The sequence below is a fragment of the Actinoplanes sp. CA-051413 genome (assembly GCF_050955795.1).
In the GTDB taxonomy this organism is placed as follows: Bacteria; Actinomycetota; Actinomycetes; order Mycobacteriales; family Micromonosporaceae; genus Actinoplanes.
On record NZ_CP192100.1, the window covers coordinates 8,468,823 to 8,494,326 of the forward strand.

24 protein-coding genes and 1 pseudogene are annotated in these 25,504 nt (G+C 72.6%); 6 read left to right on the plus strand and 19 right to left on the minus strand.

What is annotated here, in order from left to right:
- Positions 1-144: 144 nt before the first annotated feature.
- From ACQP2Y_RS39900 to ftsY, 5 genes are all read right to left on the minus strand, one after another.
- Positions 145-2,409 (minus strand): [protein-PII] uridylyltransferase, encoded by a 2,265-nt coding sequence (locus ACQP2Y_RS39900; protein WP_433721533.1) that lies wholly within the window; start codon positions 2,407-2,409, stop codon positions 145-147.
- A gap of 14 nt (positions 2,410-2,423) precedes the next feature.
- Positions 2,424-2,762 (minus strand): P-II family nitrogen regulator, encoded by a 339-nt coding sequence (locus ACQP2Y_RS39905; RefSeq protein WP_199752384.1) that lies wholly within the window; start codon positions 2,760-2,762, stop codon positions 2,424-2,426.
- A gap of 33 nt (positions 2,763-2,795) precedes the next feature.
- Positions 2,796-4,154, minus strand: a complete 1,359-nt coding sequence (locus ACQP2Y_RS39910) for an ammonium transporter (RefSeq protein WP_433721534.1) — start codon at positions 4,152-4,154, stop codon at positions 2,796-2,798.
- 173 nt (positions 4,155-4,327) lie between these two features.
- Positions 4,328-5,128 carry a phosphotransferase gene (locus tag ACQP2Y_RS39915; RefSeq protein WP_212992098.1) on the minus strand — a complete coding sequence of 267 codons (801 nt, stop codon included), beginning with the start codon at positions 5,126-5,128 and terminating at the stop codon, positions 4,328-4,330.
- 51 nt (positions 5,129-5,179) lie between these two features.
- Positions 5,180-6,331, minus strand: a complete 1,152-nt coding sequence (ftsY, locus tag ACQP2Y_RS39920) for a signal recognition particle-docking protein FtsY (protein ID WP_433721535.1) — start codon at positions 6,329-6,331, stop codon at positions 5,180-5,182.
- 152 nt (positions 6,332-6,483) lie between these two features.
- Here ftsY and ACQP2Y_RS39925 point away from each other — a divergent pair, with 152 nt between their 5' ends.
- Positions 6,484-8,178 carry an alkaline phosphatase D family protein gene (locus tag ACQP2Y_RS39925; RefSeq protein ID WP_433721536.1) on the plus strand — a complete coding sequence of 565 codons (1,695 nt, stop codon included), beginning with the start codon at positions 6,484-6,486 and terminating at the stop codon, positions 8,176-8,178.
- Positions 8,153-8,704: a DinB family protein gene (locus ACQP2Y_RS39930; RefSeq protein ID WP_433721537.1), complete on the plus strand. Its 552-nt coding sequence runs from the start codon at positions 8,153-8,155 to the stop codon at positions 8,702-8,704. Before ACQP2Y_RS39925 ends, ACQP2Y_RS39930 begins: the two co-directional genes overlap by 26 nt.
- Positions 8,705-8,710: 6 nt before the next feature.
- On the opposite strand, the gene ACQP2Y_RS39935 is transcribed toward ACQP2Y_RS39930, so the two are convergent.
- From ACQP2Y_RS39935 to ACQP2Y_RS39950, 4 genes are all read right to left on the minus strand, one after another.
- On the minus strand, positions 8,711-9,352 hold the full coding sequence (locus tag ACQP2Y_RS39935; protein WP_433721538.1) for a hypothetical protein: 642 nt from the start codon (positions 9,350-9,352) through the stop codon (positions 8,711-8,713).
- A 61-nt stretch (positions 9,353-9,413) separates the two neighbouring features.
- On the minus strand, positions 9,414-10,031 hold the full coding sequence (locus tag ACQP2Y_RS39940; protein ID WP_433721539.1) for an HAD family hydrolase: 618 nt from the start codon (positions 10,029-10,031) through the stop codon (positions 9,414-9,416).
- A 6-nt stretch (positions 10,032-10,037) separates the two neighbouring features.
- Positions 10,038-13,619, minus strand: coding sequence for a chromosome segregation protein SMC (smc, locus tag ACQP2Y_RS39945; RefSeq protein ID WP_433721540.1), 3,582 nt, complete (start codon positions 13,617-13,619; stop codon positions 10,038-10,040).
- Between the two features lie 257 nt (positions 13,620-13,876).
- The gene (locus ACQP2Y_RS39950; RefSeq protein WP_125804837.1) at positions 13,877-14,071 is read right to left on the minus strand and encodes a hypothetical protein; all 195 of its coding nucleotides are present in this window, start codon (positions 14,069-14,071) and stop codon (positions 13,877-13,879) included.
- A 431-nt stretch (positions 14,072-14,502) separates the two neighbouring features.
- On the opposite strand from ACQP2Y_RS39950, the gene ACQP2Y_RS39955 reads away from it, so the two are divergent.
- The 4 genes from ACQP2Y_RS39955 to ACQP2Y_RS39970 all read left to right on the plus strand — a co-directional run bounded on the left by ACQP2Y_RS39955 (position 14,503) and on the right by ACQP2Y_RS39970 (position 18,622).
- Complete coding sequence (locus tag ACQP2Y_RS39955) at positions 14,503-15,234, plus strand: CAP domain-containing protein (protein WP_433721541.1); 732 nt, start codon at positions 14,503-14,505, stop codon at positions 15,232-15,234.
- A gap of 132 nt (positions 15,235-15,366) precedes the next feature.
- Positions 15,367-16,860 (plus strand): DUF3492 domain-containing protein, encoded by a 1,494-nt coding sequence (locus ACQP2Y_RS39960; RefSeq protein WP_433721542.1) that lies wholly within the window; start codon positions 15,367-15,369, stop codon positions 16,858-16,860.
- On the plus strand, positions 16,857-18,038 hold the full coding sequence (locus ACQP2Y_RS39965) for a hypothetical protein (protein ID WP_433721543.1): 1,182 nt from the start codon (positions 16,857-16,859) through the stop codon (positions 18,036-18,038). The genes ACQP2Y_RS39960 and ACQP2Y_RS39965 overlap by 4 nt, the downstream gene beginning before the upstream one ends.
- The gene (locus ACQP2Y_RS39970; RefSeq protein ID WP_433721544.1) at positions 18,035-18,622 is read left to right on the plus strand and encodes a spherulation-specific family 4 protein; all 588 of its coding nucleotides are present in this window, start codon (positions 18,035-18,037) and stop codon (positions 18,620-18,622) included. The genes ACQP2Y_RS39965 and ACQP2Y_RS39970 overlap by 4 nt, the downstream gene beginning before the upstream one ends.
- Here ACQP2Y_RS39970 and mutM read toward each other — a convergent pair.
- The 10 genes and pseudogenes from mutM to rsmD form a co-directional block, all read right to left on the minus strand.
- Complete coding sequence (mutM, locus tag ACQP2Y_RS39975; protein ID WP_433721545.1) at positions 18,558-19,412, minus strand: bifunctional DNA-formamidopyrimidine glycosylase/DNA-(apurinic or apyrimidinic site) lyase; 855 nt, start codon at positions 19,410-19,412, stop codon at positions 18,558-18,560. The genes ACQP2Y_RS39970 and mutM overlap by 65 nt on opposite strands.
- Before the next feature lie 21 nt (positions 19,413-19,433).
- Positions 19,434-20,612 (minus strand): hypothetical protein, encoded by a 1,179-nt coding sequence (locus tag ACQP2Y_RS39980; protein WP_433721546.1) that lies wholly within the window; start codon positions 20,610-20,612, stop codon positions 19,434-19,436.
- Between the two features lie 2 nt (positions 20,613-20,614).
- The gene (gene rnc, locus ACQP2Y_RS39985; protein ID WP_433721547.1) at positions 20,615-21,460 is read right to left on the minus strand and encodes a ribonuclease III; all 846 of its coding nucleotides are present in this window, start codon (positions 21,458-21,460) and stop codon (positions 20,615-20,617) included.
- Positions 21,457-22,236, minus strand: coding sequence for a phosphate acyltransferase PlsX (locus ACQP2Y_RS39990; protein ID WP_433732249.1), 780 nt, complete (start codon positions 22,234-22,236; stop codon positions 21,457-21,459). Before ACQP2Y_RS39990 ends, rnc begins: the two co-directional genes overlap by 4 nt.
- Positions 22,237-22,359: 123 nt before the next feature.
- Positions 22,360-22,692, minus strand: a pseudogene (locus ACQP2Y_RS39995) (hypothetical protein); the annotation flags it as partial.
- A 91-nt stretch (positions 22,693-22,783) separates the two neighbouring features.
- Positions 22,784-22,957, minus strand: a complete 174-nt coding sequence (rpmF, locus tag ACQP2Y_RS40000; RefSeq protein ID WP_097318372.1) for a 50S ribosomal protein L32 — start codon at positions 22,955-22,957, stop codon at positions 22,784-22,786.
- Positions 22,958-23,007: 50 nt separating this feature from the next.
- A complete protein-coding gene (locus ACQP2Y_RS40005; RefSeq protein ID WP_433721548.1) occupies positions 23,008-23,589 on the minus strand; it encodes a YceD family protein in 582 nt (193 codons plus the stop codon).
- A 90-nt stretch (positions 23,590-23,679) separates the two neighbouring features.
- Entirely contained in the window at positions 23,680-24,177 is a 498-nt protein-coding gene (locus tag ACQP2Y_RS40010) for a hypothetical protein (protein ID WP_212992111.1), read from the minus strand.
- A gap of 91 nt (positions 24,178-24,268) precedes the next feature.
- Positions 24,269-24,748 carry a pantetheine-phosphate adenylyltransferase gene (coaD, locus tag ACQP2Y_RS40015; protein ID WP_212992112.1) on the minus strand — a complete coding sequence of 160 codons (480 nt, stop codon included), beginning with the start codon at positions 24,746-24,748 and terminating at the stop codon, positions 24,269-24,271.
- Positions 24,745-25,320, minus strand: coding sequence for a 16S rRNA (guanine(966)-N(2))-methyltransferase RsmD (gene rsmD, locus ACQP2Y_RS40020; protein ID WP_433721549.1), 576 nt, complete (start codon positions 25,318-25,320; stop codon positions 24,745-24,747). Before rsmD ends, coaD begins: the two co-directional genes overlap by 4 nt.
- Positions 25,321-25,504: the final 184 nt, after the last annotated feature.

Consider the following 25,504-nt stretch of genomic DNA (forward strand, 5'->3'; position numbering starts at 1 on the left):
GCAACAGACCTCTTCACGTACGCCCTGGATGTCGCTAGGCGCAACGTCGGCAAGCCGATCGAGGTGACGGCCTCAGACCGCGGCGGCACATACGCCCTGGATGCCAGGCGCAACGTCAGCAAGCCGATCGAGGTGACGGGTTGGTCAGACCGCCGCGAGGACGGCGGCTTCCACGCGTTCCCGCTCGGATGCCTCGGCCCAGGCGCCGACCAGGTAGAACGCGTCCACCACGTCGCTGCCCAGGGTGGAGATGCGGGCCGCGCGCACCTCGGCGCCGGCGTCGTCGAGTGCGCTGGCGACTCGGAAGAGCAGACCCGCGGAGTCAGCTGCGCGCAGCTCCAGCACGACCGCGTCGGTGGCCGCCGCGCGGTGCCAGACCACCCGGGGAGCCGCACCGCCGCGGGCCGACATCGCCCGGGCCCGCAGCCGCTGGGTCACCGACACGTCCCCGGCGGCGACCCGGCGCAGGTCGGCGGCGAGCGCCACCGGATCCGCCGGGGAGCCGTAACGCGGCTGGGTGCGGAACTCGACGATCGCCCGGCCGTCCACCGTGCTGGCGTCGGCCCCGATCACGTCGAGGCGGTGCATGGCCAGGCACGCGGCCACCGAGCCGAGCAGGCCCCGGCGGTCGGCCGTGGCCACCGCGACCACATCCCCGTCCAGGTGTACGGCGGGCAGCTCGCCCACGAGCAACTCCGGGTCCGGCTCGGGCGGCCCGGGTAGCGCCCCCGTGTCCAGCGCGGTGTGCACCCGGCGGACCAGCTCGGCGATCAGCCGGCCCTTCCAGTCCGACCAGGCGGCCGGTCCGGTGGCGTGCGAGTCGGCCCGGGCCAGGGCGTGCAGCAGGTCCAGGGTGGCCGGGTCGCCGACCGCCTCCGCGACGGTGGTGATGGTGACCGGGTCGCTGAGATCCCGGCGGGTGGCCACGTCGGGCAGCAGCAGGTGCAGCCGGACCAGCTTCTCCACCGTGGCGACATCCGCCGGCGGCAGCCCGATCCGGGTGGCGATCTCGGCGGCGATCGGGGCCCCGACGACACTGTGGTCGCCCGGCAGGCCCTTGCCGACGTCGTGCAGGAAGGCGCCGATCAGCAGCAGGTCGGGGCGGTCCACCTCGCGGGTGTAGGCGCTGGCCTCGTACGCCGCCTGGACGAGGTGCCGGTCCAGGGTGAAGCGGTGGATCGGGTGGTGCTGCGGGAGGCTGCGCAGCCGGGCCCACTCCGGCAGCCAGGCGTCGATCAGGCCGTACCGGTCGCAGGCCTCCCAGGTCGGCAGCAGCCCCGGGCCGGAACCGAGCAGCGAGACCAGCGCGGCGCGGGCCGCGGGCGGCCACGGCGTCGGCAGCGGCGGGCAGAAGGCGGCGAGCCATTCGCAGGTCGCGCGGGCGATGGGCAGCCGCACGGTCGCGGCCGCGGCGGCGACCCGCAACGACAGGCTGGGATCGGGCACCGGGCCGATCGCCGTACGGGCCAGCACCAGCTCGCCGTCCTGCTCCACCACGTCCCGGGCCACCGGGCGGCGGACGGCCGCACCGGCCGGGGCGCCGCGGCGGCGGCCGTTGCGCAGCCGGTCGGCGGCGCGCCAGGCGTCGTCCAGAGCGTGCGCGATGGTCCGGGCGTCGCCGGCCACCCGGCGCAGCAGGGCATCCCCGTCGTCGACCTCCAGCAGCTCGGCGACCGCGGCCCGTTCCTGGGCGACCAGCCGGTCCACGCGGCGGCCGACGGCGAGGTGCAGGGCGTCGCGGGTGTCGAGCAGCCGCAGGTTGGCGGCGCGGACGGCGGGACGCATGGTGTCGGCGACCCCGGCCCGGCCGATGCCGCGCAGGATGGTCAGGTCACGCAGGCCGCCGGCGGCCTCCTTGAGGTCACCCTCGAGCAGGAAGGCCAGCTCACCGTGGGTGGCCCAGCGGCTCGCGGTGAGCTCTTTGAGCTGGGGCAGCAGCCGTACGGCGGTGCGCCGCCACTGGTCCGAGGTGGCGGCGATCAGCTCGGCGGAGAGGGCGGCGTCACCGGCGATGTGCCGGGCGTCCAGCAGGCCGAGCGAGACTTTGACGTCGTCATGGGCGACGGAGAGCGCCTCGGGCAGGGTGCGCACGGAGTGGTCCAGGCCCAGCCGCGCGTCCCAGATGGGATACCAGAGGGCCGAGGCGATCCGGTCGATGCCGGCCGTCCCGTTGTGCAGCAGCACCAGGTCGAGGTCGCTGTAGGGGGCGCAGTCCCGGCGGCCCAGGCCACCCACGGCGACCAGGCTGACGCCGGGCAGGTGGGCGGGGAACATCGAGGCCAGCCACGCATCGAGCGCCGCGGCCCGGTCGGCCCGGGCGGCAGCGCCGATGTGTTCACGAAGGGTGTCCAGCGAGCCGCCGGACGGCACCTGAGGTGGCGCCGACGGCTCGCTGACCACGTAAGACATGTAGTTGTCGATGGTCAGAGCGCGTCGAGGCCGCGCTCGCCGGTGCGGACCCGGACGACGTCCTCGACGGACGTCACCCAGACCTTGCCGTCACCGATCTTGCCGGTCCGGGCCGAGGTGACCACCGCGTCGACGACCTTCTCGACGTCGATCTCGTCGGTCAGCACCTCAACCTTGATCTTGGGCAGGAACTCCACCGTGTACTCGGCACCCCGGTACACCTCGGTGTGGCCCTTCTGCCGTCCGTACCCCTGTACCTCGCTCACGGTCAGACCCGCCACGCCGAGCGCGTGCAGAGCCTCCTTCACCGCGTCGAGCTGGTACGGCTTGATGACCGCGGTCACCAGCTTCATGCTCAGTCCCTCCATCGCAGCCATGGGGTGAAATTAACCGGCAACCTTTTCGCTGACGGAAGACTTCCCGTCAGTGCTACCCGCCGGCGGCGTGATCCCGGCCATCGCGAAGGCGCCGCCCGAGCCCGTGGTGGGCGAGAAGTCGTACGCGCTCTCCGCGTGCTCGCCGACGTCGATACCGGACACCTCGGTGTCGCTGTCGACCCGGAGCAGCTTGACGGCCTTGAGGATCAGGGCGATCACGACCGCGATCACGAGCGAGTAGACCGTGACGGCGAGGCTGCCGACGAACTGGCGCCACAGCTGGTCGACGCCGCCGCCGTAGAACAGGCTCTCCCGGGCAGCCACGGCGTTGACCTGGCTGGTGGCGAAGAAGCCGATACCCAGCGAACCGATCCAGCCACCGACGAAGTGCACGCCGACCACGTCGAGCGAGTCGTCGTAGCCGAGCTTGTACTTCAGGCCGACCGCCAGCGCGCAGACGGCACCGGCGATGATGCCGAGCACGGCCGCGGGCAGCGGGGCGATGAAGCCACAGGCGGGGGTGATGGCGACCAGGCCGGCCACCGCGCCGGAGGAGGCACCGACCAGCGTCGGCTTGCCGTCGCGGAGCCACTCCACGACGATCCAGCCGAGCAGGGCGGCCGCCGTGGCGACCTGGGTGTTGACGAAGGCGACCGCGGTGATGCTGTCGACGGTCAGCTCCGAGCCGGCGTTGAAGCCGAACCAGCCGAACCAGAGCAGGCCGGCGCCGAGCGCGACGAACGGCACGTTGTGCGGCTTCATGACCTCGCGGGGCCAGCCGACGCGCTTGCCGAGGACCAGGATCAGGCCGAGCGCCGCGGCGCCGGCGTTGATGTGCACCGCGGTGCCACCGGCGAAGTCGAGGGCGCCGAGGTTGACGCCGATCCAGCCGCCGCCCCAGACCCAGTGCGCGACCGGGACGTAGACCAGGGTGAACCAGCCGAGGGCGAACAGCACCCAGCCGCCGAACTTGAGGCGGTCCGAGACCGCGCCGCTGATCAGGGCGACGGTGATGATGGCGAACATCATCTGGAAGACCATGAAGACGTAGGTCGGGATGCCGGTGCCGGCCCCCGCGACCATCCACTCCTCGCCGATCCAGCTGGTGCCGGTGCCGAAGTACTGGCTGAAGCTGCCGATGACGTGGTTGGTGCCGGAACTGTCGTTGGTGCCGAAAGCCAGGGTGAAGCCGTAAAGGACCCACAGGATGGAGATGAGCCCGATGCTCGAGAAGCTCATCATCATCATGTTCAGGGCGCCCTTGGACCGGTTGAGGCCACCGTAGAACAGCGCCAGGCCCGGAGTCATAAGCAGAACGAGCGCAGACGACAGGAGCAACCAGGCGGTATTGCCGGTGTTGATCTCCACGCTGCCTCCTCTCGGATAAAGGTGTCCTCCCACACGGCCCAGAGAGCAACGTCGCCCTGCTGGCCGGTTCGGGCGGAAGCCTTTCGCTCCGCTGTTTCGCGCATGGTGTACGCGCGGTTTCCGACGAGTGACGGCTTGTTTCGTACGTGTGAAGAAACTCTCACAGCACCGGGTCAGCGGAGGGCGTACTCCAGGGTGTGCCGCTCGTAGTCGAGCAGCCGGAGGTCACGCATCGGGCGGCGCAGGTGGCCCTTGTGCACGATCCGGACAAACGCCGGGTCACCGGCGGCGGCCATCCGGCGGATGCCCTCCACGTGGTCCACGATCCGCTTGCGGATGGTGCGGACCAGGCGGTGCCGGTCGCGCGGGATCAACCCGTACGCGTCCGCGAACAACCGCAGCCGGCGCGGCCTGTTCGGCCTCTTCCAGCCCAGCGTGTACGAGTCCCGGTCGCTGAACAGGGGCACCCAGGTCCAGGCCGCGTAGGCGACGTCGTAGATCCGGGCGCCGGGCGAGGCCAGATCGAAGTCGATCAGGGCCAGCGTGCCGTCCGGGCGCCAGACCACGTTGTGCGGGGCGGCGTCGTGGTGGCAGATCACCTCGGTGTCCGGCGGCGGCGGGCCGAACGAGCGCCAGACCGCCCCGGGCGGGGGCTGGAAGCCGTACTGCGCGTCGTGGAACATGCGCAGCATCGTGGCCACCGTGACCAGCGCTTCCTCGGTCGTCCAGTGCGGGGCCAGCGGATACTCGCCGCACTCGCCGTCGAGGTACGACAGGACCTCACGGCCGCGGTCGTCCATCCCCAGGGCGTGCGGCGAGCCGGTGAAGCCCACCCGCTGGAGATGGTTGAGCAGCGAGTGCACGGCCGGGGTCCACGGGCCGGCGTTGCGGCGGACCGTGTCGCCCACCTTCGACACCGTGCTGACGTTGCCGCCGTGGAGCGGGATCTCGCGAAGGTCGCGTTCCTGCGTCACCCACGACCTCCCCTAGAAGTGCCCCGCGGTGCGGGCCTGCCGCCCCCGAGACTACGCGTCGGTGCCAAGCAGGGCCTCGACGAAGGCAGCGGGCTCGAACGGCGCCAGATCGTCCGGGCCCTCGCCCAGACCGACCAGCTTGACGGGAATTCCCAGCTTGTTCTGCACGGCGATGACGATGCCGCCCTTGGCCGTGCCGTCCAGCTTGGTGAGCACCACGCCCGTGACGTCCACCACGTCGGTGAACACCCGGGCCTGCTCGAGACCGTTCTGACCGGTGGTGGCGTCCAGGATGAGCAGCGTCTCGTCGACCGGCCCGTGCTTCTCCACGACCCGCTTGACCTTGCCCAGCTCGTCCATCAGGCCGACCTTGTTCTGCAGGCGGCCGGCGGTGTCGATCAGCACGGTGTCGATGCCGGTGTCGATGCCGCGCTTGACCGCGTCGAACGCCACGCTGGCCGGGTCGCCGCCCTCGGGACCGCGGACGGTCTCGGCGCCGACCCGCTCACCCCAGGTGGCGAGCTGCTCGGCGGCCGCGGCGCGGAAGGTGTCGGCCGCGCCGAGCAGCACCGTACGGCCGTCGGCGATCAGCACCCGGGCCACCTTGCCGCAGGTGGTGGTCTTGCCGGCGCCGTTGACCCCGACGACCAGCACGACCGCGGGCCGGCCGTCGTGCGGGGCGGTGCGCAGACTGCGGTCCATGCCCGGCTCGAGAGCGGCGGTGAGCTCCTCGGCGAGCTGCTCGCGTACCTCGGCGACGGTCCGGGTGCCCAGCACCCGGACCCGCTCCCGCAGCCGCTCGACCAGCGCCTGGGTGGCCTCGACGCCGACGTCGGCGGAGATCAGGCTGTCCTCGATCTCCTCCCAGGCGTCCTCGTCGAGATGATCGCGGGAGAGCACGCTGAGCAGGCTCTTGCCGAAGACGTTCTGCGACCGGCTGAGCCGGGCCCGCAGCCGCACCAGGCGGCCGGCGGTCGGCTCCGGCTTCTCGATCGTCGGTGCCTGCACCAGCGGCGGCAGCTCGTCCGGCAGCGGCGGGAGCGTCGGCTCCTCGACCGGGGCTGTCGGCGGGCGCTCGAGCGTGGTGGTGGCGGAGCCACCGGTCGGCGGCAACTCGCGCCTGCGGCGCCGGGGCACGACCAGACCGATGGCCCCGACCACCAGCACCGCCAGCAGGATGAGGGAGGCGACCACGTATTCCATTCCGAAATCCTGACAGATGTCCGCGGGGCCCGTGGCGCCACCCGTCCGTGTCCCCCGCCACGCCCTGTGACCTCCCGCTGTCCGAACGCACGCTGGCGGAAGCCGGGACCACTCGGGGAGGATGGCTGCATGTCGCGCCACCCGGTGAACCGTTGACCGCCCACCTGCTGATCGGGCCCGTGCTGCGCCGCGTGGTCGGCGACCAGGCGACGATCTGGGTCGAGACCACCGCCCCGGCCGAGGTCCGCGTCGAGGTCGCGACCGGCGGCGCCGGCACCGCGCCGACCTTCTCCTGTTACGGCCACCACTACGCGATCGTGATCGTGGAAGGGCTGGTCCCGGGCACCGCCGGCGAATACCAGGTGTGGCTGGGTGACCGGCAGGTGTGGCCGCAGCCGGAGTCGCCGTACCCGCCGAGCGTGATCGTCACCCGCGAGGCCGAGGACGCGGGTCAGCCGGTCAGCATGATCTTCGGCTCCTGCCGCGAGGCCACCCCGCACGCCACCGGGCGCAAGCTGCCACCGGACGCCCTGGACGCGTACGCCCGGCGGTTGATGACCGACCCCCGCTCGCCGGAGCTGCGGGCCGACCTGATCGTGCTGCTCGGTGACCAGGTCTACGCCGACAAGACCTCGGCCAAGGTGCGCCGCTTCCTGCGTCGCCGCCGTTCGGCCGGCCACCACGGCCCGGCCGACGAAGTGGTCTCCTTCGACGAGTACACGAAGCTCTACCTGGAGTCCTGGCGTGATCCGGAGGTGCGCTGGCTGCTGGCCACCGTGCCCTGCGTGATGATCTTCGACGACCACGAGATCATCGACGACTGGAACACCTCGGCGTCCTGGCGGGCGGACATGTCGTCGCAGCAGTGGTGGTCCGAGCGGATCGCCGGCGGGCTGGCCTCGTACTGGGTCTACCAGCATTTGGGCAACATGAGCCCGGACGAGCTGCGCGCCGACCCGCTGCTGGCCAAGATCACCGCGGCCGAGGACGCCACGTCGCTGCTGCACGACTTCGGCATCTCGGTCGACAAGCCGTCCTCGGCGGAGAACACCGACCGGCCGTACCAGTGGAGTTTCGCCCTGGATGTGGGCCGGACCCGGCTGATCATGCTGGACAACCGCTGCAACCGGGTGCTCACCCCGGGCCGCCGGGAGATACTGCCCGCGGCCGAGTGGGGCTGGTTCGTCGACCAGGCCCACGGCGACTACGACCACCTGGTGGTCGGCTCCTCCCTGCCGTGGCTGATGCCCCCGGCGATCCACCACCTGGAAGCCTGGAACGAACGGCTCGCGGACTCGTCCGGGGCCCGGCGCGCGGCCCTGGCCGAACGCGTCCGCCGGGCCTTCGACCTGGAGCACTGGGCGGCGTTCACCCGCTCGTTCGACGCGCTGACCGAGTTGTTCCGCCGCCTCGGTGAAGGCGGCCCGGACGCCCCGGGGCACCGCGTCGGCGCCGGCGGGGCGTACGCGGCACCGGCCTCGATCAGCGTGCTGTCCGGCGACGTGCACCACTCGTACGTCGCCCGCGCCGACCTCGGACCGGCCGTGACGACGCCCGTGCACCAGCTCACGTGCTCCCCGATCCACAACCAGGTGCCGACGGTCATGCGGCCGTTGATGCGCTTCAGCTGGTCACGGCTGGCGGCCAAGGGCGTCCGTGGGGTGGCCCGCAGCGCCGGGGTACGCCGCCCGTCGGTGCGCTGGCGGCGGCTGGCCGGGCCGTACTTCGGCAACGCGGTGAGCACATTGCGGCACTCCGGCGCCCGGGCCGACGTACGGGTCGAGGGAACGACCAGGGACGGCCACCTTTATGCGGTGGCGGATGTCCACCTGCACGGTCCAGGATGACCTTGTGACTTCCTGGACCGCGCCCCCGGCGCACCGTGTCAAAGAGCCCTTCACCGGCGACGAGCGAGCCATGCTCGAGGGCTGGCTCAACCTGCACCGGCAGACCCTGCTCACCAAATGCGCCGGGCTGACCGCCGAGCAGCTCAAGCTGCGCTCGGTCGAGCCCTCGAAGCTGTCGCTGCTCGGCCTGCTCCGCCACCTGGCCGAGGTCGAACGCGGCTGGTTCCGGATCAACGCGGCCGGCGAGAAGGTCTCGGACATCTACTGCTCGGACACCAACGAGGACGGCGACTTCGACGACATCGAGCAGGCGGACGCGGCGGCCGACCACGCCACGCTCCTCGCCGAGATCGAGGCGGCCGATGCGGCGGTCGCCGACCTTCCGCTGGAGCACGAGTTCTCGACCGAGCGGCGGCCGGTGGTGAGTCTCCGCTGGGTCTACCTGCACATGATCGAGGAGTACGCCCGCCACAACGGCCACGCGGACCTGCTCCGCGAACGCATCGACGGCGTCACCGGCGACTGAGCGGGCTCAGTTGCCCTTCGGCAACGCGGCGGCGCCCTGGTCCTGCAGGGAGAAGGTCGTCTCCATCTGGCTGTCGTCGACCTTCTCGGCGACCAGCCCGGCCGCGCCCAGCGGATGCCACTGCAGGAAGGCGTCCCGGTTGCGCACCGCGTAGGTGGTGCGGCCCTCGTCGTCCTGGCCGGCCGGCTCGAAGGTGAAGAGCTGCTTCGGCTCGCCGGCGTCGCACGCCGCCGTGACGACGGTGAGCGGGCCGGACCCGCTGCCTTGCACCTGCAGGCAGAAGGGCTCGCCGCCGGCCCGCAGTGTGCCAGTCTTGATCAGGCGTTCCTTGGCTCCGCGGGCTTTGGGCACCGGCACGAAGAGCGCCCGGTCGGCGTAGTCGTCGGTCACCTGGATGCGGCCGGCGGCGGTCACGGCCAGCACCGAGTCCGGCAGTTCGTTGTCGTCGAGCCGGGGCAGGAAGAAGACCTGCCGCTTGCCGTCCAGCGCGCCGGCCGGTGGGGGCGCGCTGCCGATGCCCGAGCTGGCGCTCGGCTGAGCGGAAGGAGCGGCGCTTGACGGGGCCGGCGCCGCCGGGGTGCCGCCGTCCGCGGAGCAGCCCGGCAGGGCGAGCACGAGAACAACCGCCCCGAGCAGCGTCTTACGCATCGACATCCTCTCAGCCGCGGCCAGCCTACGTCGCCACGGAAAGATCAGACTGGCGCGGCGGTCAGGCGGGCAGACCGAGCGCCTTACGTAGATAAGGAAGGTCCTGCGGCCCGGTCCAGCGCAACGCGGGCATCTTCGCCGCGCGGGCACCGCGTACCGCCCGGTCGTCGTCGTCCACGAACAGCACCCACGGCGGTTCGACGTTCAGGGCCGCGCAGGCCTGGGTGAAGAACTCCGGCGCCGGCTTGTGCACCTTCAGCTCCCACGAGCTGATCACCGTGTCGAATTCCTCGGCCAGGCCGAGCTCGGCCAGGTCGCCCCGGAGCAGGTCGGTCGCGTTCGTCGCCAGACCCACCGGGCGTCCCGCCGCCCGCACCGAGCGGACGAAGTCGAGCACTTCCTGGTCGATCGTGCCCCGGTGCTCCTGCCACTGCGCGACCGCCGCCTTGGCGTCGGCCTCCGGCAACGGCAGGCGCGTCGCCACGAGGCGCATCCACTCGGCGTCCGTGATCTCGCCGGCCACCGCGGGACGCAGCAGTTCCCAGCTCATCGCCGTCTCGATCAGGGTGCCCGGCGCGAGCCCGTACGACTTCTCCACCGCCGCCGGCACCGCGGGGTCCCAGCGGCGCAGTACGCCGTCCAGGTCGATGAGCATGGCCTGGGCCGGTTGGCGGAGCATGAAGGGTTAATCCTCCGGTTCTCGGTTCAGCCGCTGGCTGATGACCTGGGTGACGCCGGCACGCATCGTGACGCCGTAGAGGGCGTCGGCGACCTCCATCGTGCGCTTCTGATGCGTGATGATGAGCAGCTGGCTCTTTTCCCGCAGCTGCGCGAAGAGCGTAATCAACCGGCCCAGGTTGACGTCGTCGAGGGCGGCCTCGACCTCGTCCATGATGTAGAACGGGCTGGGCCGGGCCCGGAAGATCGCGACGAGCATGGCGACCGAGGTCAGCGAGCGCTCGCCGCCGGACAGCAGCGACAGCCGCTTGATCTTCTTGCCCGGCGGGCGGGCCTCGACCTCGACGCCGGTGGTCAGCATGTCCTCGGGGTCGGTGAGCACCAGCCGGCCCTCGCCGCCCGGGAAGAGCACCTGGAACACCGACTGGAACTCGCGCGCGGTGTCCTCAAAGGCCGAGGTGAAGACCTCCAGGATCCGGTCGTCGACGTCCTTGACCACGGTGAGCAGGTCCTTGCGGGTGGCCTTCAGGTCCTCGAGCTGGTCGGAGAGGAACTTGAAGCGTTCCTCCAGCGCGGCGAACTCCTCCAGGGCCAGCGGGTTGACCTTGCCCAGCAGGGCCAGGTCGCGTTCGGCCTTGTTGGCCCGCTTCTCCTGGGTCGGCCGGTGGAACGGCACCGGCTCGGGGAGCTCCTTGCCGTCCTTCTCCGCCTGCGCGGCCTCGGCCTGGGTGGGCGGGACGAGCTGGTCGGGGCCGTACTCGGCGACCAGGGTGTCGACGTCGAGGGAGAAGTCCTCGGCCGCCTTGGCTTCGAGCTGCTCGATGCGCAGCCGCTGCTCGGCCCGGGCCACCTCGTCGCGGTGCACCTCGTTGGTGAGCCGTTCCAGCTCGGCGACCAGACGCTTGGCGCTGGCGCGTACCTCTTGGAGCTCGGCCTCGCGGGCGGTCCGCGCGCGGGCCAGCTCGTCACGCGCCTCCACCGCGGTGGCCAGCGAGACCGCGACCCGCGACATCGCCGCAGCCGCGCCCAGGGCGACGGCCTTGGCGATCTCCGCCCCGCGGGCCCGGGCGGCCCGGCGGGCGGCCGCGCGCTCGCGGGCCTGGCGTTCCTGCGTGGCCTGGCGCAGCAGGGAGTCGGCCCGGCCGGCGATCGAGGAGACCCGCTCCTCGGCGGTCCGGACGGCCAGCCGGACCTCCATCTCGTTCTGCCGGGCCTGCGGCACCAGCGCCGAGAGGGTGTCGCGTTCCTCGGTGGACGGTTCCTCGTCGATCGGGGTGGCCTCGGCCAGCCGCAGCCGCTCCTCCAGCTCGGCCAGCCCGGCCAGGTCGCGGTCGCGGTTGGCCTCGGCCTTCTGCCGGGAGGCGCCCAGGCGCTCCGACTCGGCCTTGGCGGACCGGGCGGCGGCGCCGAGCTCGGCGAGGCGGCGGGCGGCGGCGTTGCGTTCGCCCTCCGCGGCGCGCTTGGCGGCGGCCGCGACGGCCACGGCCTCCTTGAGCTCGGCGACCTCGGCGCGGGCGTCGGCGAGCTGGCCCTTCAGGACGCCGATGGACTCCTCGGCGGTCTCCCGGTTGGCCCGGGCCTCGTCGACCGCGGCCTGGACTTCGATGTAGCTGGTGGCCTTGCCGGAACCGCCGGCGGCCGCGTGGGCTCCCAGCACGTCGCCGTCGGGGGTGACCGCGCGCAGCTCGGCGTTCTGCGCGACCAGGCGGGTCGCGGCGGCCAGGTCGGGGACCAGCACGACGTCGCGCAGCGCCTTGTTCAGAGCCGGGCGGATGGTGTCGGGGCAGTCGATGACGTCGGGCGCCCACACGGCGCCTTCCGGCAGAGCCGGGCGCAGGCTGTCGAGCGAACCCTGCATGCCCGGCGCGGCCGGGGCGGCGACCACGAGCGCGGCCCGGCCGGCGTCCGCGATCTTCAGGGTGCGCATGGCCTCGACGGCCTCGTCGATGCCGGTCAGCGCGACCGCGTCGGCCAGCACGCCCAGGGCCGCGGCCAGCGCGGCCTCGTGACCGGGCCGGACGGTGAGCATCGAGGCGAGGCTGCCGAGCAGGCCGGGGATCTGGTCGGCCTTGCCGAGCAGCGCGCCGGCGCCGTCCTTGCGGCGCAGGCCGAGGGCGAGCGCCTCCTCGCGGGCCTTCCAGCTGGCGGCGTCCTTCTCGGCCGCCCGCTCGGCGTCGGAGAGCTCCTTGACGACCGCGGCCGCGCGGTCGTGCGCGGCGACGGCCTCGGCGTGCCGCTCGTCGAGCTCGGCGTTGTCGCGATCGGCCTCGGTGGACTCCGCGGACACCGCGTCGACCTCGGCCTGGGCGGCCTCGACCCGCATGAGCGCGTCGTTGTGGGCGACCGCGAGCCGCTCGATCTCCTCGGCGGCACTTCCGGTACGGGCCCGGGCCGCGTTCACGTTGCCGGTGAGCTTGGCCAGTCCCTCGCGGCGGTCGGCGATCGCCTTCGCGGCGGCCCGCAGCGCACCCTCGGCCTGCAGCAGTTGCCGTTCCAGCTCCTGGCGGTGCTCGACCGCCTCGGCCAGGCGCATCTGGTCGTCGGTGAGGGCCTCGCGCAGCTCCTCCTCCTGCTCCCGGACCCGTTCCGCCTCGGCCTCGAGCTGATCCGGGTCGCGGCCCGTACGCTCGTCGTCCGGCGCCGCGGCGAGGTGCCGCAACCGCTCGGAGGCGAGCTGCTCGGTGGAGCGGAAGCGTTCCTGCAGGGCGGAGAGCTTGTACCAGGTGTCCTGGGCGGCGGCCAGCAGCGGCGCGTCCTCGGCGTGCGCGGCCTCGAGGTCGGCGAGCCAGCGCTGGATCTCGCGGTTCTCCTCCTCGACCTGCTGGCGGCGGTCGCGCATCGCCGACTCGTCGGCGATCTCCTTGTCCAGCGTGGTGCGCAGGGTGTGCAGGTCGTCGGCGAGCAGCCGCAGCCGGGCGTCACGCAGGTCGGCCTGGATGCCGGCCGCGCGGCGGGCCACCTCGGCCTGCTTGCCCAGCGGCTTGAGCTGGCGGCGCAGCTCGGCGGTGAGGTCGTTGAGCCGGTTGAGGTTGGTCTGCATCGCATCGAGCTTGCGGATCGCCTTCTCTTTGCGCTTGCGATGCTTGAGGACGCCGGCCGCCTCCTCGATGAAGGAGCGGCGGTCCTCGGGCTTGGCGTGCAGCATCGCGTCGAGCCGGCCCTGGCCGACGATGATGTGCATCTCGCGGCCGATGCCGGAGTCGCTGAGCAGCTCCTGGATGTCGAGCAGGCGGCAGGAGCTGCCGTTGATCTCGTACTCACTCTCGCCGGAGCGGAACATCCGGCGGGTGATGGAGACCTCGGTGTAGTCGATGGGCAGGGCGCCGTCGCCGTTGTCGATGGTCAGGGTCACCTCGGCGCGGCCGAGCGGGGCCCGCCCGGCGGTGCCCGCGAAGATGACGTCCTCCATCTTGCCGCCGCGCAGCGCCTTGGCGCCCTGCTCACCCAGGACCCACGCGATGGCGTCGACGACGTTGGACTTGCCGGAGCCGTTGGGGCCCACCACACAGGTGATGCCCGGCTCCAGCCGCAGCGTCGTAGCGGAGGCGAAGGATTTGAAACCCTTCACCGTCAGGCTCTTGAGGTGCACGGATCTCCGGGGGTCGGCGGTGGTCTGCTGGTCAGCAGGTTACCCGCAGGCGCACGCCATGTCCGTGCACGCCGCGCGTCCCGGATCGTGCCGGTCTCGACCCGACCCGGCACGTTTGTCGGAATTGGCGCTACGGGCGCGGCGCAGAAGGAGCAAAAAGATGCGCGCCGCCACTTGGTGCTGTGGAGGCGCGCTTTGCGGGGTGCGTCACGTGGTGCGAGGGGATGTGGGCGCCGGGTCACGGCGCCCGGTGAAGCTCAGGTCAGCGCCGGCTCGGTCAGCCGCAGAAGATCGTCTGCCTCCGCGGCGGCGGCCGCGAGACGATCGTTCTCCGCCCGGAGGCGGGTGATCTCGAACTCCAGAGCCTGCACCCTGGAACGCAGTCGGGTGACCTCGTCGAGCAGGCGCCGGTCGGGCGCCGCACCTACGTGGCCGTAGAGGGCCTTCGCCATTTCGTCTCCTTGTAAAGCGCTGCCGGAAAGGCCGGCCAAACGCGCGCCCAGTGGTACCGCACACAGTTATGCCCACGGACACGCGTGAGCACAAACTCCTGCACCCGGGGACGTGCTGTGGATGCAGATTTTCCATGTCCAGGACTCGACTGGACACAGATGGGCGCGACTGGCGACACCTCCATGGTGCGCTGATACCCACAGTCCGTCAAGCCGTGTGAACCGCGTGGCACCCGCCTGACCAGTGAATCACGCCACCCCGCGGGCCTTATCCAGGACTTATTTCTTTCTTAGCCGGTTTGCCCGGGCCGCGCGCGGCTGCTTACCGTTCCCCGGGTCGAAACCTCTCGATCCCTCGAGGACCACGGAGGCACGACGTGCAGGGGCCAGCCGACCAGAGACCGACCGGGCGACACCGCGACCGGCAGGCGATGCCGTCGCCCGTGACCTTCGGCCTCTCCGTGACCGCCCTGCTCGCCGTGGTCGGCGCCGGCGCCGCGCTGCTGCCCTCGAGTTTCACCGGCTCGGGCACCGCGGCCGAGCACCCCGAAGCTGCCGTCGCCGCCCTGGTGCCGGGTGCCGGTGGCGGGGCACCCGGCACCGGGGTGGCACGGCCGTCGGCCCCACCACCCTCGTCGCCGGCGGCGAGCCCGTCCACCGCGGCGCCCAGGCCGAGCAGGACCGCCACGAAGAAGCCCGCCACCAAGAAGCCGGTGGTCAAGAAGACGCCGACGCGCAGGCCGACCACCAGCGCCCCGAAGGTCGGTGCCGGGCTGGCCGCCCAGGAGTCCGAGGTCATCCGGCTGGTCAACGTCGAGCGGGACCAGGCCGGCTGCAGCTCGGTGCAGCTCAACACCAAGCTCCGGGCGGCCATCCGGTTGCACGTCCAGGAGCTCGGCACCCACGGTGACCTGTACATCAGCCACGTCAGCGACGACGGCCGGGACTTCGTCACCCGGGCCAAGGAGCAGGGCTACAACGACCCCGGCGGCGAGAACGTGGCCCGGGGCCAGCGCGACGCCGCCGACGTCATGACGAGCTGGATGAACAGCGACGGGCACCGTGCCAACATCCTGAACTGCGACTTCAAGGCGCTTGGGGTGGGTGCGGTCAAGGGCGTGGACGGCACGATCGTCTGGGGCCAGCTTTTCGGACGTTCCTGAGCAAATAACTCCGAAAAACAGACAAATAGTGCGACCGACTGTCGCCTAGGTGACACGCTCCCGTTACTTTTCGCTGCTGCGTCGTTGCAGCCATCGTGATAACACCCCCGTCGCGCCCGTGGTGCTGACCGCATGCGCATCTGTCTGCTCACCGGGGGCGGCTACCCGTTCCGCCGGGACGCCCTCGGCGGCTGGTGCCGCACGCTCGTCGACGGCCTCGGCCGGTACACCTTCGACCTGCTGACCGTCACCGACCGCGAACCACCCGGCGGGCCGGCGTACCCGCTGCCCCGCCATGTCGCGTCCGCCCGGGCCGTGCCGCTGAGCCGCGAGATCCGGCGGCCGGCGGGCAGCGACGACAACGCCACCGCCGCGGCCGTCCTGCTGTGCCGGGGACTGCTCAGTGAGGCCGAGCCCCAGGCGGCGGACGACCTGTTCGCCAAGGGGCTGCTCGGGCTCTCGGTGCTGGCCGAGTCGGCCGACCACCCGCTGAACTCGGTGCCGCTGACCGACGTGCTGCTCGACACGTGGCGTACCGGGCGGACGTCGGCGGGTGAGGACCGGCTGCCGCGGCTCAGCCTGCGTGACGCCCGGACCGCCGCCACGCTGCTGCGCCACGCGGCCCGGGCGTTGTCCGTACCGGTGCCTGCCGTTGACCTGGTGCACTGCGTCGGCGGCACGACGCCGCTGCTGGCCGCCCTGGCCGGGCGCTGGCGGACCGGGATGCCGCTGCTGCTGACCGAGGCGCGGGCCCCGGTGGCCCGGCCGCGGGCCGGTGAGGAACGGCTCTCCCCCGCGGTGCGCACGGTGCTGCGCCGGTTCCGCCGGTCGGTCGCCCGCACCGGGTACGCCGAAGCCGGCCTCATCGCCCCGTTGAGCGCCTACCACCACTCGTGGGCGCTGGGGCATGGTGCCGAACCCAGCCGGCTCGTCCCGGTGCCCGCCGGGGTGGACCCGGTCGACTTCCCGTCCGCGCCCGAGGCGAGGACCCAGCCGGCCATCGTCTGGGCCGGTAACGGCGGCCCGGACAGCGGTCTGCACGGGCTGCTGGAGGCGTTCGCGATCGTGGCCACCGCGGTGCCCGGGACCGTCCTGCACCTCGTCGGCGTCACCGCTGCGCACGAGGACCACTGCGCCGAGCAGGTCGAACGTACCGGGCTGGGGCGGGCGATCCGGCTGCACCCGCTGCCCGCCGACCCGCGCGACCGGTACGCCACCGGCCATCTCGTCGTGCACGTCCCGGGACCGGCCGACCCGCCGTACCGGTTGATCGAGGCCATGATGTCCGGCCGCGCCGTGATCGGGATCGACGTGGGCCCGGTCGCCGAGACCCTCGGCGACGCGGGCACGCTCGTCCCCGAGAACGATCCCGCGGCCCTCGCCGACGCCTGCATCAGCCTGCTGCGGGCCCCGGCCCGCCGCCGGGCGCTGGGTGACGCCGCCCGCCGCCGGGCGCTCGCCTGCTTCACCGCCGACCGGGTGGTCCGCGTCTACGGCGCCCTCTACACCGATCTGGCCGGACCGCCGCCGGCCCCTTCCTACGAGCTCGCGCTGGCCGTGCCCGCCCCGCGTGAAGCCCGGCCGGCCACCGTGCGCTGGCTCGCCGAGGCCGGTGAGGACCGATGACCGGCCTGGCGCTGGAACCCGGCCTGCGGCGGGCGCCCGCCCTGGGCGTCACGCTGCTGCTGCGTTGCGCCCTCTACCTCGGGCCACTCAGCGTCGCCATCGCCGCGGCCGGCCTGCTCGGCAGCCTGCCCTGGCCGGTGCCCGCCGGCACGCTGGTGCTCGGCTGGAGCGTCACGCAGATCCTCACCGGCACGGGCGCTGTCGTCGCCCGGCGCGGCGGTTCGGGCGCCGGGGCGCGCTTCGTCGGGCTCGGCTTCCTGACGGCCGCCGCGCTGTGGTGCGCGTTCGTGCTGCTCGCGCCGGCCTCCGTGGCCGGCGCCGAGCCCGGCCGGGCGATCGCCGTCGGCGTCTGCGGACTCGCGAGCCTGGCCTCGGTCACCGCGGCCCTGGTGAGCCGCAACGAGGCGGCGGTCGTGCGCTGGAGCCTGCCGTGCTGGCTGCTCGCCGCGGTCGCCGTCGCCGGGGCGATCGGTGACACCTGGGCCGCCCGGGTGCCGGTCACGCTGCTGCTGCCGATCGCCGTCGCCGTCGCTGCCCTGCGTGCTTTCCGGCCCGCGTTCCGGCGTACGGCCACGCTCGTGTTACGGGGTGACGACCTGCGCGGCGCGGTCGGGCGGGCGGTGCTCGGGGCGGGTCAGGCGGCTTCGGCCGTGCTGCTCTGGCGGGCCGGGCCACCTGCGGCGACGTCGCCGGCCGTACTGCCGTTGCTGGCCGCCGGGCCCGTCCTGGAAGCGCTGATCGGCTGGCACCGGCGGCAGGTCGAGAGCAGCCTCGACGTGGCGGAGAGCGACGAGGAGCACCGCGAGCACGTCGGTGGCGTGACCGTGGTGACCGTCGCCGCGCTGCTGCCACCGCTGGCCGCCGGGATCGCTCTCGCGCTGGCCGCGTACCGGTTGCCGGGCGAGGTGGTGGGGGCGCGGGAGGGAGTGCTCGCGGTGGCCAGCGGGATCCTGCTCAGCGGCGTACTGGCCATCACCCTGCTGCTCGCCGCCCAGGGCCGGACCTTCGTCGCCGCCCTGCTCGCCGTCGCGCCGCCGCTCGCGGCGGTCGCGGCACCGCTGGTCCCGGCGCTGCCGCCGGACCCGCTCCGCACCGTCGTCGCCATCCTGGCGGCGACCCACCTCGTCGGACTGCTGACCGTCGCACACACCGCCGCAGACCCCCGGAGGACGTCGTGAAGACCCTTTTCCCCCCGTACGCCCAGCCCTCGCCCGACCTGGCACCCGACCAGGACACCTGGGTCGTGCAGGAACGGCCCGGCGCCCGCCGCTCGGCGCACCGGATCCTCGGCCGCATCGACCTGGACTGGGGCGGACGCTCGCTGGCCGACGTGCTCGCCGACGTGGACGAGTGGCGCGCGGACGGCGCGGAGGGGCTCTTCCTGGACCGGGCACCGGCCGGCTCGGGCGGCGTCGGGCCGGTGGCGCTGACCGTACGGCTCGCCGCCCGGCGCGGGCTGCACCGGATCGTGCTCAACCCGGGCGTGCCCACCCACCCGCTCTACCGCGACCTAGGCGTCCGGATCTGCACCTTCGACGGGCCCTGGTCGGCCTACCAGGGCTGGGCCGGCGACGGCGTGCTGCCCGGCGACGGTCACCTGGTGCACGGGGTGCCGACGCCGCTGCTGACCGCCGCCCGCCGGCTGATGGGCCGCCGTGGCGCGGGCTTCGGGCTGGCCACCGACACCAGCCCCTACGTCAGCGCAGCGGCAGGCGGGGGCGCGGCTGGCAACGCGGACAGCTGTAGGACGAGCGGTTCATGAACTGCTCGCGGCGCATGATCGAGCCGCACCGGTGGCAGGGCTGCCCCTCCCGCCCGTACGCGTTCAGCGACCGGTCGAAGTAGCCGCTCTCCCCGTTGACGTTGACGTACAGCGCGTCGAAGGTGGTGCCGCCCGCGACGATCGCTTCGCTGAGCACGTCGCGGACGTGGGCGAGCAGCCGGCGTACGGCGGGACGGGTGAGCGCGTCGGTGGGGCGGGCGCCGTGCAGCTGAGCCCGCCACAGCGCCTCGTCGGCGTAGATGTTGCCGACGCCGGAGATCAGCGTCTGGTCCAGCAGGGCCCGCTTGATCTCGGTGTGCTTGCCACGCAGCCGCGCCACGAACAGCTCGTCCTGGAACAGCGGGTCCAGCGGGTCGCGGGCGATGTGCGCGATCTCGTCGGGCAGCTCGGCGCCGCCCTCGGAGACCGACAGGCCGCCGAACGTGCGCTGGTCGACGAAGCGCAGCTGCGGGCCGTCGTCGGCGAAGGTCACCCGGACCCGCAGGTGCACCTCGTCCTCGGCCCCGGCCGGCTGCATCAGCAGCTGCCCGCTCATGCCCAGGTGCGCGATGATCGCGTCGCCCGAGTCCAGCGGGAGCCACAGGTATTTACCGCGCCGGGCGACGTCGGTGACGGTCCGCCCCTTGAGGACGGCGGCGAAGTGCACGTCGCCGGGCACGTGGCGGCGGATCGCCCGGGGGTGGCGCACCTCGACGGTGTCGATGCGCCGGCCGGTCACCCACTTGGCCAGTCCCTGGCGGACGGTCTCGACCTCGGGAAGCTCAGGCACGGGGGTCCTTCGGGGGTGGGGTCAGATCGTGTAGGGCCAGACGGCGACCAGGTAGGCGCCGTACCAGAGGCCGAACGCCGCCCAGGCGGCGATCGCGAGGACCGCGACCCGGGGGCGGGCGCGGGCGGCGGCGACGACCGAAGGCAGCAACGTCAAGAGTACGGGCAGCAGCAGGCGCGGCTTGGAGTGGTAGAAACCCGCCTGCCCGTAGGCCAGCACCATCGCGACGAGCCCGTAGACGGTCAGCGGCAGCCAGGGCCGGCCGGCCAGCGCGACCCCGGCCGCGGCCAGGGCGGCGAGCAGGATCAGGGCGACGCTCATCGGCACCCAGCCCTCGCCGACGGTCAGCGTGCTGCCCAGGAAGTCGATCGTGCTGGCCCCGAAGTCGAACGACGTGCCCCAGCCCGCGGTCTGGATCTTGAACCAGGCGTCCAGGTCACCGACCCGCCACGCGACCCAGCCGAGATAGGCGGGCACCCCGGCGAGGGCGACTGCGGCCGCGGCCAGCGGTGGCCACTTGCGGTCGGGATCACGGCGCACCGCGATGACCGCGGCGACGGCTAGGGCGACCGCGGCGGCCGCGCCGGTCGGCCGGGTCAGGGCGGCGCCGAGGCCGAGCAGCCCGGCGGCCCACCAGACGCGGCGGTGCGCGGCGACGAACATGCTGGCCACCAGGGCCAGGAACAAACTCTCCGAGTACGCCATCGACAGCACCACCGACATAGGGGCGCTGCAGCAGATGGCGACCAGGGCCCAGCCGGCCCGGCGACCGTAGAGCGAGGTGCCGAGCAGGTGCAGGGCGACCGCCGCGCCGATCGAGGCGAGCCAGCTCACCGTGAGCGCCGCGGAGCCGGAGTCGAGACCGAGCCCGGACAGCAACCGGATCAGCATCGGGTAGAGCGGGAAGAACGCCAGCTCGTTGCCCTGCAGCGCGCCGTCGGCGCCGTACGTGTAGCCGCTCGGATAGCCCTCGGCGACCCGCTGGAACCAGCCGCCGTCCCAGATCAGCAGGTTGCTGCGCAGCCCGGCCGGCTCGGCGGTGGCGTGGTCGAGCACGACCAGGAACAGCAGCTGCACCAGCCGGGTCAGGGCCAGGATGCCGACCGCGATCCCGGCGCCACGCCACCGGCCGGCCTTGTCCCAGAGCCGCTCCGCGACGCCGGCCACCTCCGGGCCGGACTCCCGCACCGTCACGCTCACCGCTAGGAGGCCTCGGGCAGCTCGGTGTGCCCGCCGCTCTCCGCCTCGGGCAGCTCGGTGTGGCCGCCAGTCTCCGCCTCAGGCAGCTCAGTGTGGCCGCCGCCGGCCACGGCGGGGGGCGGGGTCTGGGCCTCGGTCCGCTCGGTCAGGGTGCGCCAGGCGGCCGCTGCGGCGCGCTGCTCGGCCTGCTTCTTGCTGCGGCCGTCCGAGCCGCCGTAGCGCTCGCCGGCCACCACGACCCAGGCCGTGAACGTCTTCGCGTGGTCCGGGCCGGCGTCGTCGATCACGTAGTCCGGCACGCCCAGGCCCAGCGCCGCCGTCAGCTCCTGCAGGCTGGTCTTCCAGTCCAGCGCCGCGCCCCGCCCGGCCGACTCGGCCATCAGCGGGTCGAACAGCCGGTGGATCACGTCGCCGGCCACGCTCAAGCCGTGCTCCAGGTAGATCGCGCCGAGCAGCGCCTCCAGCGTGTCGGCCAGGATGCTGGCCTTGTCGCGGCCACCGGTGGTCTCCTCGCCCTTGCCGAGCAGCAGGTGCGGGCCGAGACCCTGCGGGCCGAGGGTACGGGCCACGTCGGCGAGCGCGTGCATGTTGACCACGCTGGCGCGCAGCTTGGCCAGCTGACCCTCGGGCAGGTCCGGGTGGTTGTGGAAGAGCGCCGAGGTGATCACCACCCCCAGCACCGAGTCGCCGAGGAACTCCAGGCGCTCGTTGGTCGGCAGACCGCCGTTCTCGTACGCGTACGAGCGGTGGGTCAGCGCGCGTTCGAGCAGGCCCGGCTCGATGGGGATGCCGAACGCCTCCTCCAGTGGCTCGGTGGAGGGCCGCCGGCGCTTGTCGTTACTGCTCATGAACCACCTCTGGAGTCTTCGTGCGCCGCGGGGCTCGGATGCCCCGCCGGGAACTGGATCAGGTCGGCGATGACCGGCACCGCGGCCCGCCGGTGCAGGTCGGCGGCGAGGGCGATGCCCGCGGCGATGTCGTCGGCGCTCGCGGCGCCGTGACAGACGACGACTGTGCCGCCGACGCCGAGCAGGATGGCCGCCCGGGGCGGAACGTCGTCGGTGCCGGGGGGCCGGATCAGCGCGTACGCCGTCTCGAGGCCCTTGAGCAGCACGTTGCCGGTGAAGCCGTCGGTCACCACCACGTCGGCGGCGGTCCCGGTCACCACGTCGTTGCCCTCGACCAGCCCGGTGTAGTGCCCGCCGGCGGGCAGATCGAGCGCGGCCAGCACGGCGGGGGCGGCCCGGCGCAGACGATCGCCCTTGCCGCGCTCGGTGCCGATAGTGAGCAGCCCGACCCGGGGGGCGGCGACGCCGTGCACGACGGCGGCGTACGCGGCGCCGAGCCGGGCGTGCATGGCGAGAGTGTGTTCGTCCGGGTCGACGGAGGAACCCACGTCGAGCAGGACCAGCCGGCCGGCGACCGTGGGCAGCACGGCGGCCAGGGCGGGACGGCGCACGCCGGGCCAGCGGCCGAGACCGAGGGCGGCGGAGGTGACGGTGGCACCGGTGTTGCCGGCGGAGACGACCGCGTCGGCGTGACCTTGGGCGACGGCCAGTATGGCGGTGCGGACGCCCGATTCGACCCGGCTGAGTGCCTGGTCGGGGGCGGCGGCACGAATCATGGCCCGGTCCGGCCTGATGGGCGGGCCGGCGTCGCGGTCTGAACCGGCCGGCGGCCGGGGTTCGCGGTCTGGGCCGGCGGAGCGGCCGGCGGCTTCGTGGTCGGCCGGGCCGGCGCGGCCGACGGCAGCTTCGTGGTCGGCCGGGCCGGCGGGGTGGCCGGCCCGGCGGCCGGCAGCTTCGTGGTCGGCCGGGCCGGCGCGGCGTGCGGCGGCTTCCTGGTCGGCTGGGCCAGCGGGGGCGGTGATGCTGGTCACCCGGTCGCGGTCGGCCGGTGCCAGGGCACGCCGAAGGGCGTCGGCAGCCTCAGGGGGGCCGACGAGAAGCAGCTGGAGGGACGGATCGGCCTGGCAGGCGCGCAGAGCGCCGTCAACCACGACGGCGGGAGCATGGTCCCCGCCGAGGAGGTCGACGGCGATCCGCGCGGTGCCCGGCTCCGGTGCAGTCGTGGCCGAGATGACTCGGCCCGACTGTCCCGGAGCCTGAGCACCGGACGTTCGCCGCTCAGGTGCGACCCGCCCGGAAGTCGGGCTAGTCACTCCGTGGTGCTCAGACCTCGAGGACCTGACGGCCGTTGTAGGTGCCGCAGACCCCGCACGCAGTGTGCGGCAGGTGCGGCGACTTGCACTGGGGGCACGCCACGGTCTGGACCGCGGTCGCTTTCCAGTTCGCCCGGCGGGACCGGGTGTTGCTGCGCGACATCTTGCGCTTGGGGACGGCCACGGTACCTACTCCTCGATCAGATCTTCGGGGTCTTGCTCAGTTCAGGTTCTTCAGTTCTTCGGGTCTTGCGGTGACGTCACCGTCGGCAGGGCGCGCAGGGCGGCCCAGCGGGGATCGACCTCGTCATGGCTGTGGTCAGCCGGGACGTCGTCGAGATGCACCCCGCACTCCGGGCACAACCCCGGGCAGTCCGGCCGGCAGACCGGGTTGGTCGGCAGCGTGAGCACCACCGCGTCCCGTACCGCCGGCTCCAGGTCGAGCAGGTCGCCGTGCATCCGGCCCACCTCGTCCTCGTCCGTCGTCTCCTCCGTGGTGCTGTCCGCGTAGGCGTACAGCTCCGCGATGTGGACGTCGAACGGCTCCGAGATGTCGTTGAGGCAGCGACCGCACTCGCCGGAGAGCGAGCCACGGACGTTGCCGCTGACGTAGACGCCCTCGGAGACCGACGTCATGCTCAGATCGAGCTCGAGGTCGGAACCCGTGGGCACCGAGATCAGTTCCACACCGAGGTCCGGCGGTGCCGCCACCACCCGTTTCAGGGCGCGCGTCGCCCCGGGCTGGCGCGGGAGCTTCGTCGTGTCGACGACCAGCGGCTGCCTGGGATCGAGGTGGTTCTGCGTGTGCTTGGGCATCATGATTCCTCAGCCTGTGGGTAGGCCGACAGGAAAGGTTACCTGAGCAGCGGGCCCATCGTCGAATCGGGTCGGCGGGCCCGGGCCGGCTCAGAACGGCAGCGGCCGCTCGTTCTCCTCGCCCTGGAAGGTGCCGATCTCGCGGAGCGCGTGCATCTTGTCGCGGCCCCGCTCTATCGACGACAACGCCCTGGTCAGGAACTGTTCGAAGTTAGCCAGCGCGGTGTCGACGTAGTCGTCGACCTCCTCGCGCAGCCGCTGCGCCTCGGACCGGGCCTCCGCGACGATCCGGGCACCCTCGTGCTCGGCCGACACGGTGATCTCGTTGACCGAGACCAGCCGGGCGTGCTCGGTCTCACCCTCACCGATGATCCGGTCCGCTTCCCGCTTGCCCGCGTCGATGATCTTGTCGCGTTCCTCGAGCAGCGCCACCGCCCGGCGCAGGTCGCTCGGCAGCTCAGCGCGCAGCTCTTCCAGCAGCGCGATCATCTCGCCGCGGTCGAACATGAAGTTGGTCCGGGACATCGGCACCGAGCGTGCCGCCTCCACCATGGAGATGATCTCGTCGATGCGGTCGAGCGGATCCACCGGGCCTCACTCCTGTCATCTCACACTCACGCTGAGTGGGTGCGATCACGTTACTGCCGTACCCGATGATGCATCCGCGAAGGGCACGCCGTCAGTTTTGCCGCAGTCTGGTCACGAGCCGCTCGCCGACGAAGTCCGGGACGTAGGACGAGGCGTCCCCACCCCACTTGACCACGTCCTTGACCAGACTGGAGGACAGGAACGAGTACAGCGGATTGGTCGGCATGAACAACGTCTCCACGCCGGAGAGACCGATGTTCATCTGCGCCATCTGCAACTCGTAGTCGAAGTCGCTGACCGCGCGCAGGCCCTTGATGACCACCGCCGCGCCCTGGGCCTTGCAGAAGTCGACCAGCAGACCGTGGAAGGACTCGACCCGTACGTTGTCGTACGCGGCCGTGGCCTGCCGCAGCATGCCGATGCGTTCCTCGACGGCGAACAGCCCGGTCTTCGAGTGGTTGATCAGGACGCCCACGATGACCTCGTCGAAGAGCCGGCTGGCCCGTCCGATGATGTCGAGGTGGCCGTTGGTGACCGGATCGAAGGACCCGGGACAGACCGCGCGTCTCATGATCGGCGACCGTACCAAAGAGTGGTCTCGCCGTAGCGCCGGCTGCGCTCCTCGGTGATGCCGTCCACCCAGCTCAACGGCTCGCCCCGGACCGCCGTACGGCTGGAGCGCTCGAAGGTCACCACGGCGTCGTCCGCGAGCCAGCCGTGCTCGACCAGCGCCTGCTGCACCTCGGCCACCTCGTCGTCGCTCACCGCGTACGGGGGATCGGCGAAGACGACGTCGAACGGACCGCCCTCGGGCGGGCCGGCGAGCACCTGGCCGACCTTGCCGGTGATCAGCCGGGCGGCGCTGCCGACGCGGAGCGTGACGATGTTGTCGCGGATGGCCCGCGACGCCTTGGCGTCGGCCTCCACTAGCAGGGCGTAGGCGGCGCCCCGGGACAGGGCCTCCAGGCCGACAGCTCCCGAACCGGCGTAAAGGTCCGCGAACCGGGCTCCCGCCAGGTCCGTCATGGTGCCGAGGGCGCTGAAGTAGGCCTCCCGCACCCGATCGGCGGTGGGCCGGGTCTGCGCGCCGACCGGCGCGGCCAGCCGGCGGCCGCCGTGTGCACCGGCGATGATCCTGGTCATACGGCCTCGCGAGGGTCTGCAGATAGCACGATGTGACGCTACGCCACCACCGGTGACCGGCCACTCCGGAGTGAACTTTTACCCATCGGTACCGGTCCCGCGATCACGTACCGCATCGATGCGACAGCTGACGGTTCAACGAAGATCTCGAATAGATATCAACCCGGTTAGCGGAGCTTTCGGT

Excerpts from the sequence above, each read along its gene's own strand:
- ACQP2Y_RS39950 (WP_125804837.1), bottom strand. The coding sequence starts at position 14,071 with ATGGCGAAGGCCCTCTACGGCCACGTAGGTGCGGCGCCCGACCGGCGC.
- rsmD (WP_433721549.1), bottom strand. The coding sequence starts at position 25,320 with ATGACCAGGATCATCGCCGGTGCACACGGCGGCCGCCGGCTGGCCGCG.
- ACQP2Y_RS39930 (WP_433721537.1), top strand. The coding sequence starts at position 8,153 with ATGTCCACCTGCACGGTCCAGGATGACCTTGTGACTTCCTGGACCGCG.
- rnc (WP_433721547.1), bottom strand. The coding sequence starts at position 21,460 with ATGAGCAGTAACGACAAGCGCCGGCGGCCCTCCACCGAGCCACTGGAG.
- ftsY (WP_433721535.1), bottom strand. The coding sequence starts at position 6,331 with ATGGAATACGTGGTCGCCTCCCTCATCCTGCTGGCGGTGCTGGTGGTC.
- ACQP2Y_RS40005 (WP_433721548.1), bottom strand. The coding sequence starts at position 23,589 with ATGCCCAAGCACACGCAGAACCACCTCGATCCCAGGCAGCCGCTGGTC.
- ACQP2Y_RS39940 (WP_433721539.1), bottom strand. The coding sequence starts at position 10,031 with ATGCTCCGCCAACCGGCCCAGGCCATGCTCATCGACCTGGACGGCGTA.
- ACQP2Y_RS39905 (WP_199752384.1), bottom strand. The coding sequence starts at position 2,762 with ATGAAGCTGGTGACCGCGGTCATCAAGCCGTACCAGCTCGACGCGGTG.
- ACQP2Y_RS39900 (WP_433721533.1), bottom strand. The coding sequence starts at position 2,409 with ATGTCTTACGTGGTCAGCGAGCCGTCGGCGCCACCTCAGGTGCCGTCC.
- ACQP2Y_RS39935 (WP_433721538.1), bottom strand. The coding sequence starts at position 9,352 with ATGCGTAAGACGCTGCTCGGGGCGGTTGTTCTCGTGCTCGCCCTGCCG.
- ACQP2Y_RS39990 (WP_433732249.1), bottom strand. The coding sequence starts at position 22,236 with ATGATTCGTGCCGCCGCCCCCGACCAGGCACTCAGCCGGGTCGAATCG.
- ACQP2Y_RS39955 (WP_433721541.1), top strand. The coding sequence starts at position 14,503 with ATGCCGTCGCCCGTGACCTTCGGCCTCTCCGTGACCGCCCTGCTCGCC.
- coaD (WP_212992112.1), bottom strand. The coding sequence starts at position 24,748 with ATGAGACGCGCGGTCTGTCCCGGGTCCTTCGATCCGGTCACCAACGGC.
- ACQP2Y_RS39965 (WP_433721543.1), top strand. The coding sequence starts at position 16,857 with ATGACCGGCCTGGCGCTGGAACCCGGCCTGCGGCGGGCGCCCGCCCTG.
- ACQP2Y_RS39960 (WP_433721542.1), top strand. The coding sequence starts at position 15,367 with ATGCGCATCTGTCTGCTCACCGGGGGCGGCTACCCGTTCCGCCGGGAC.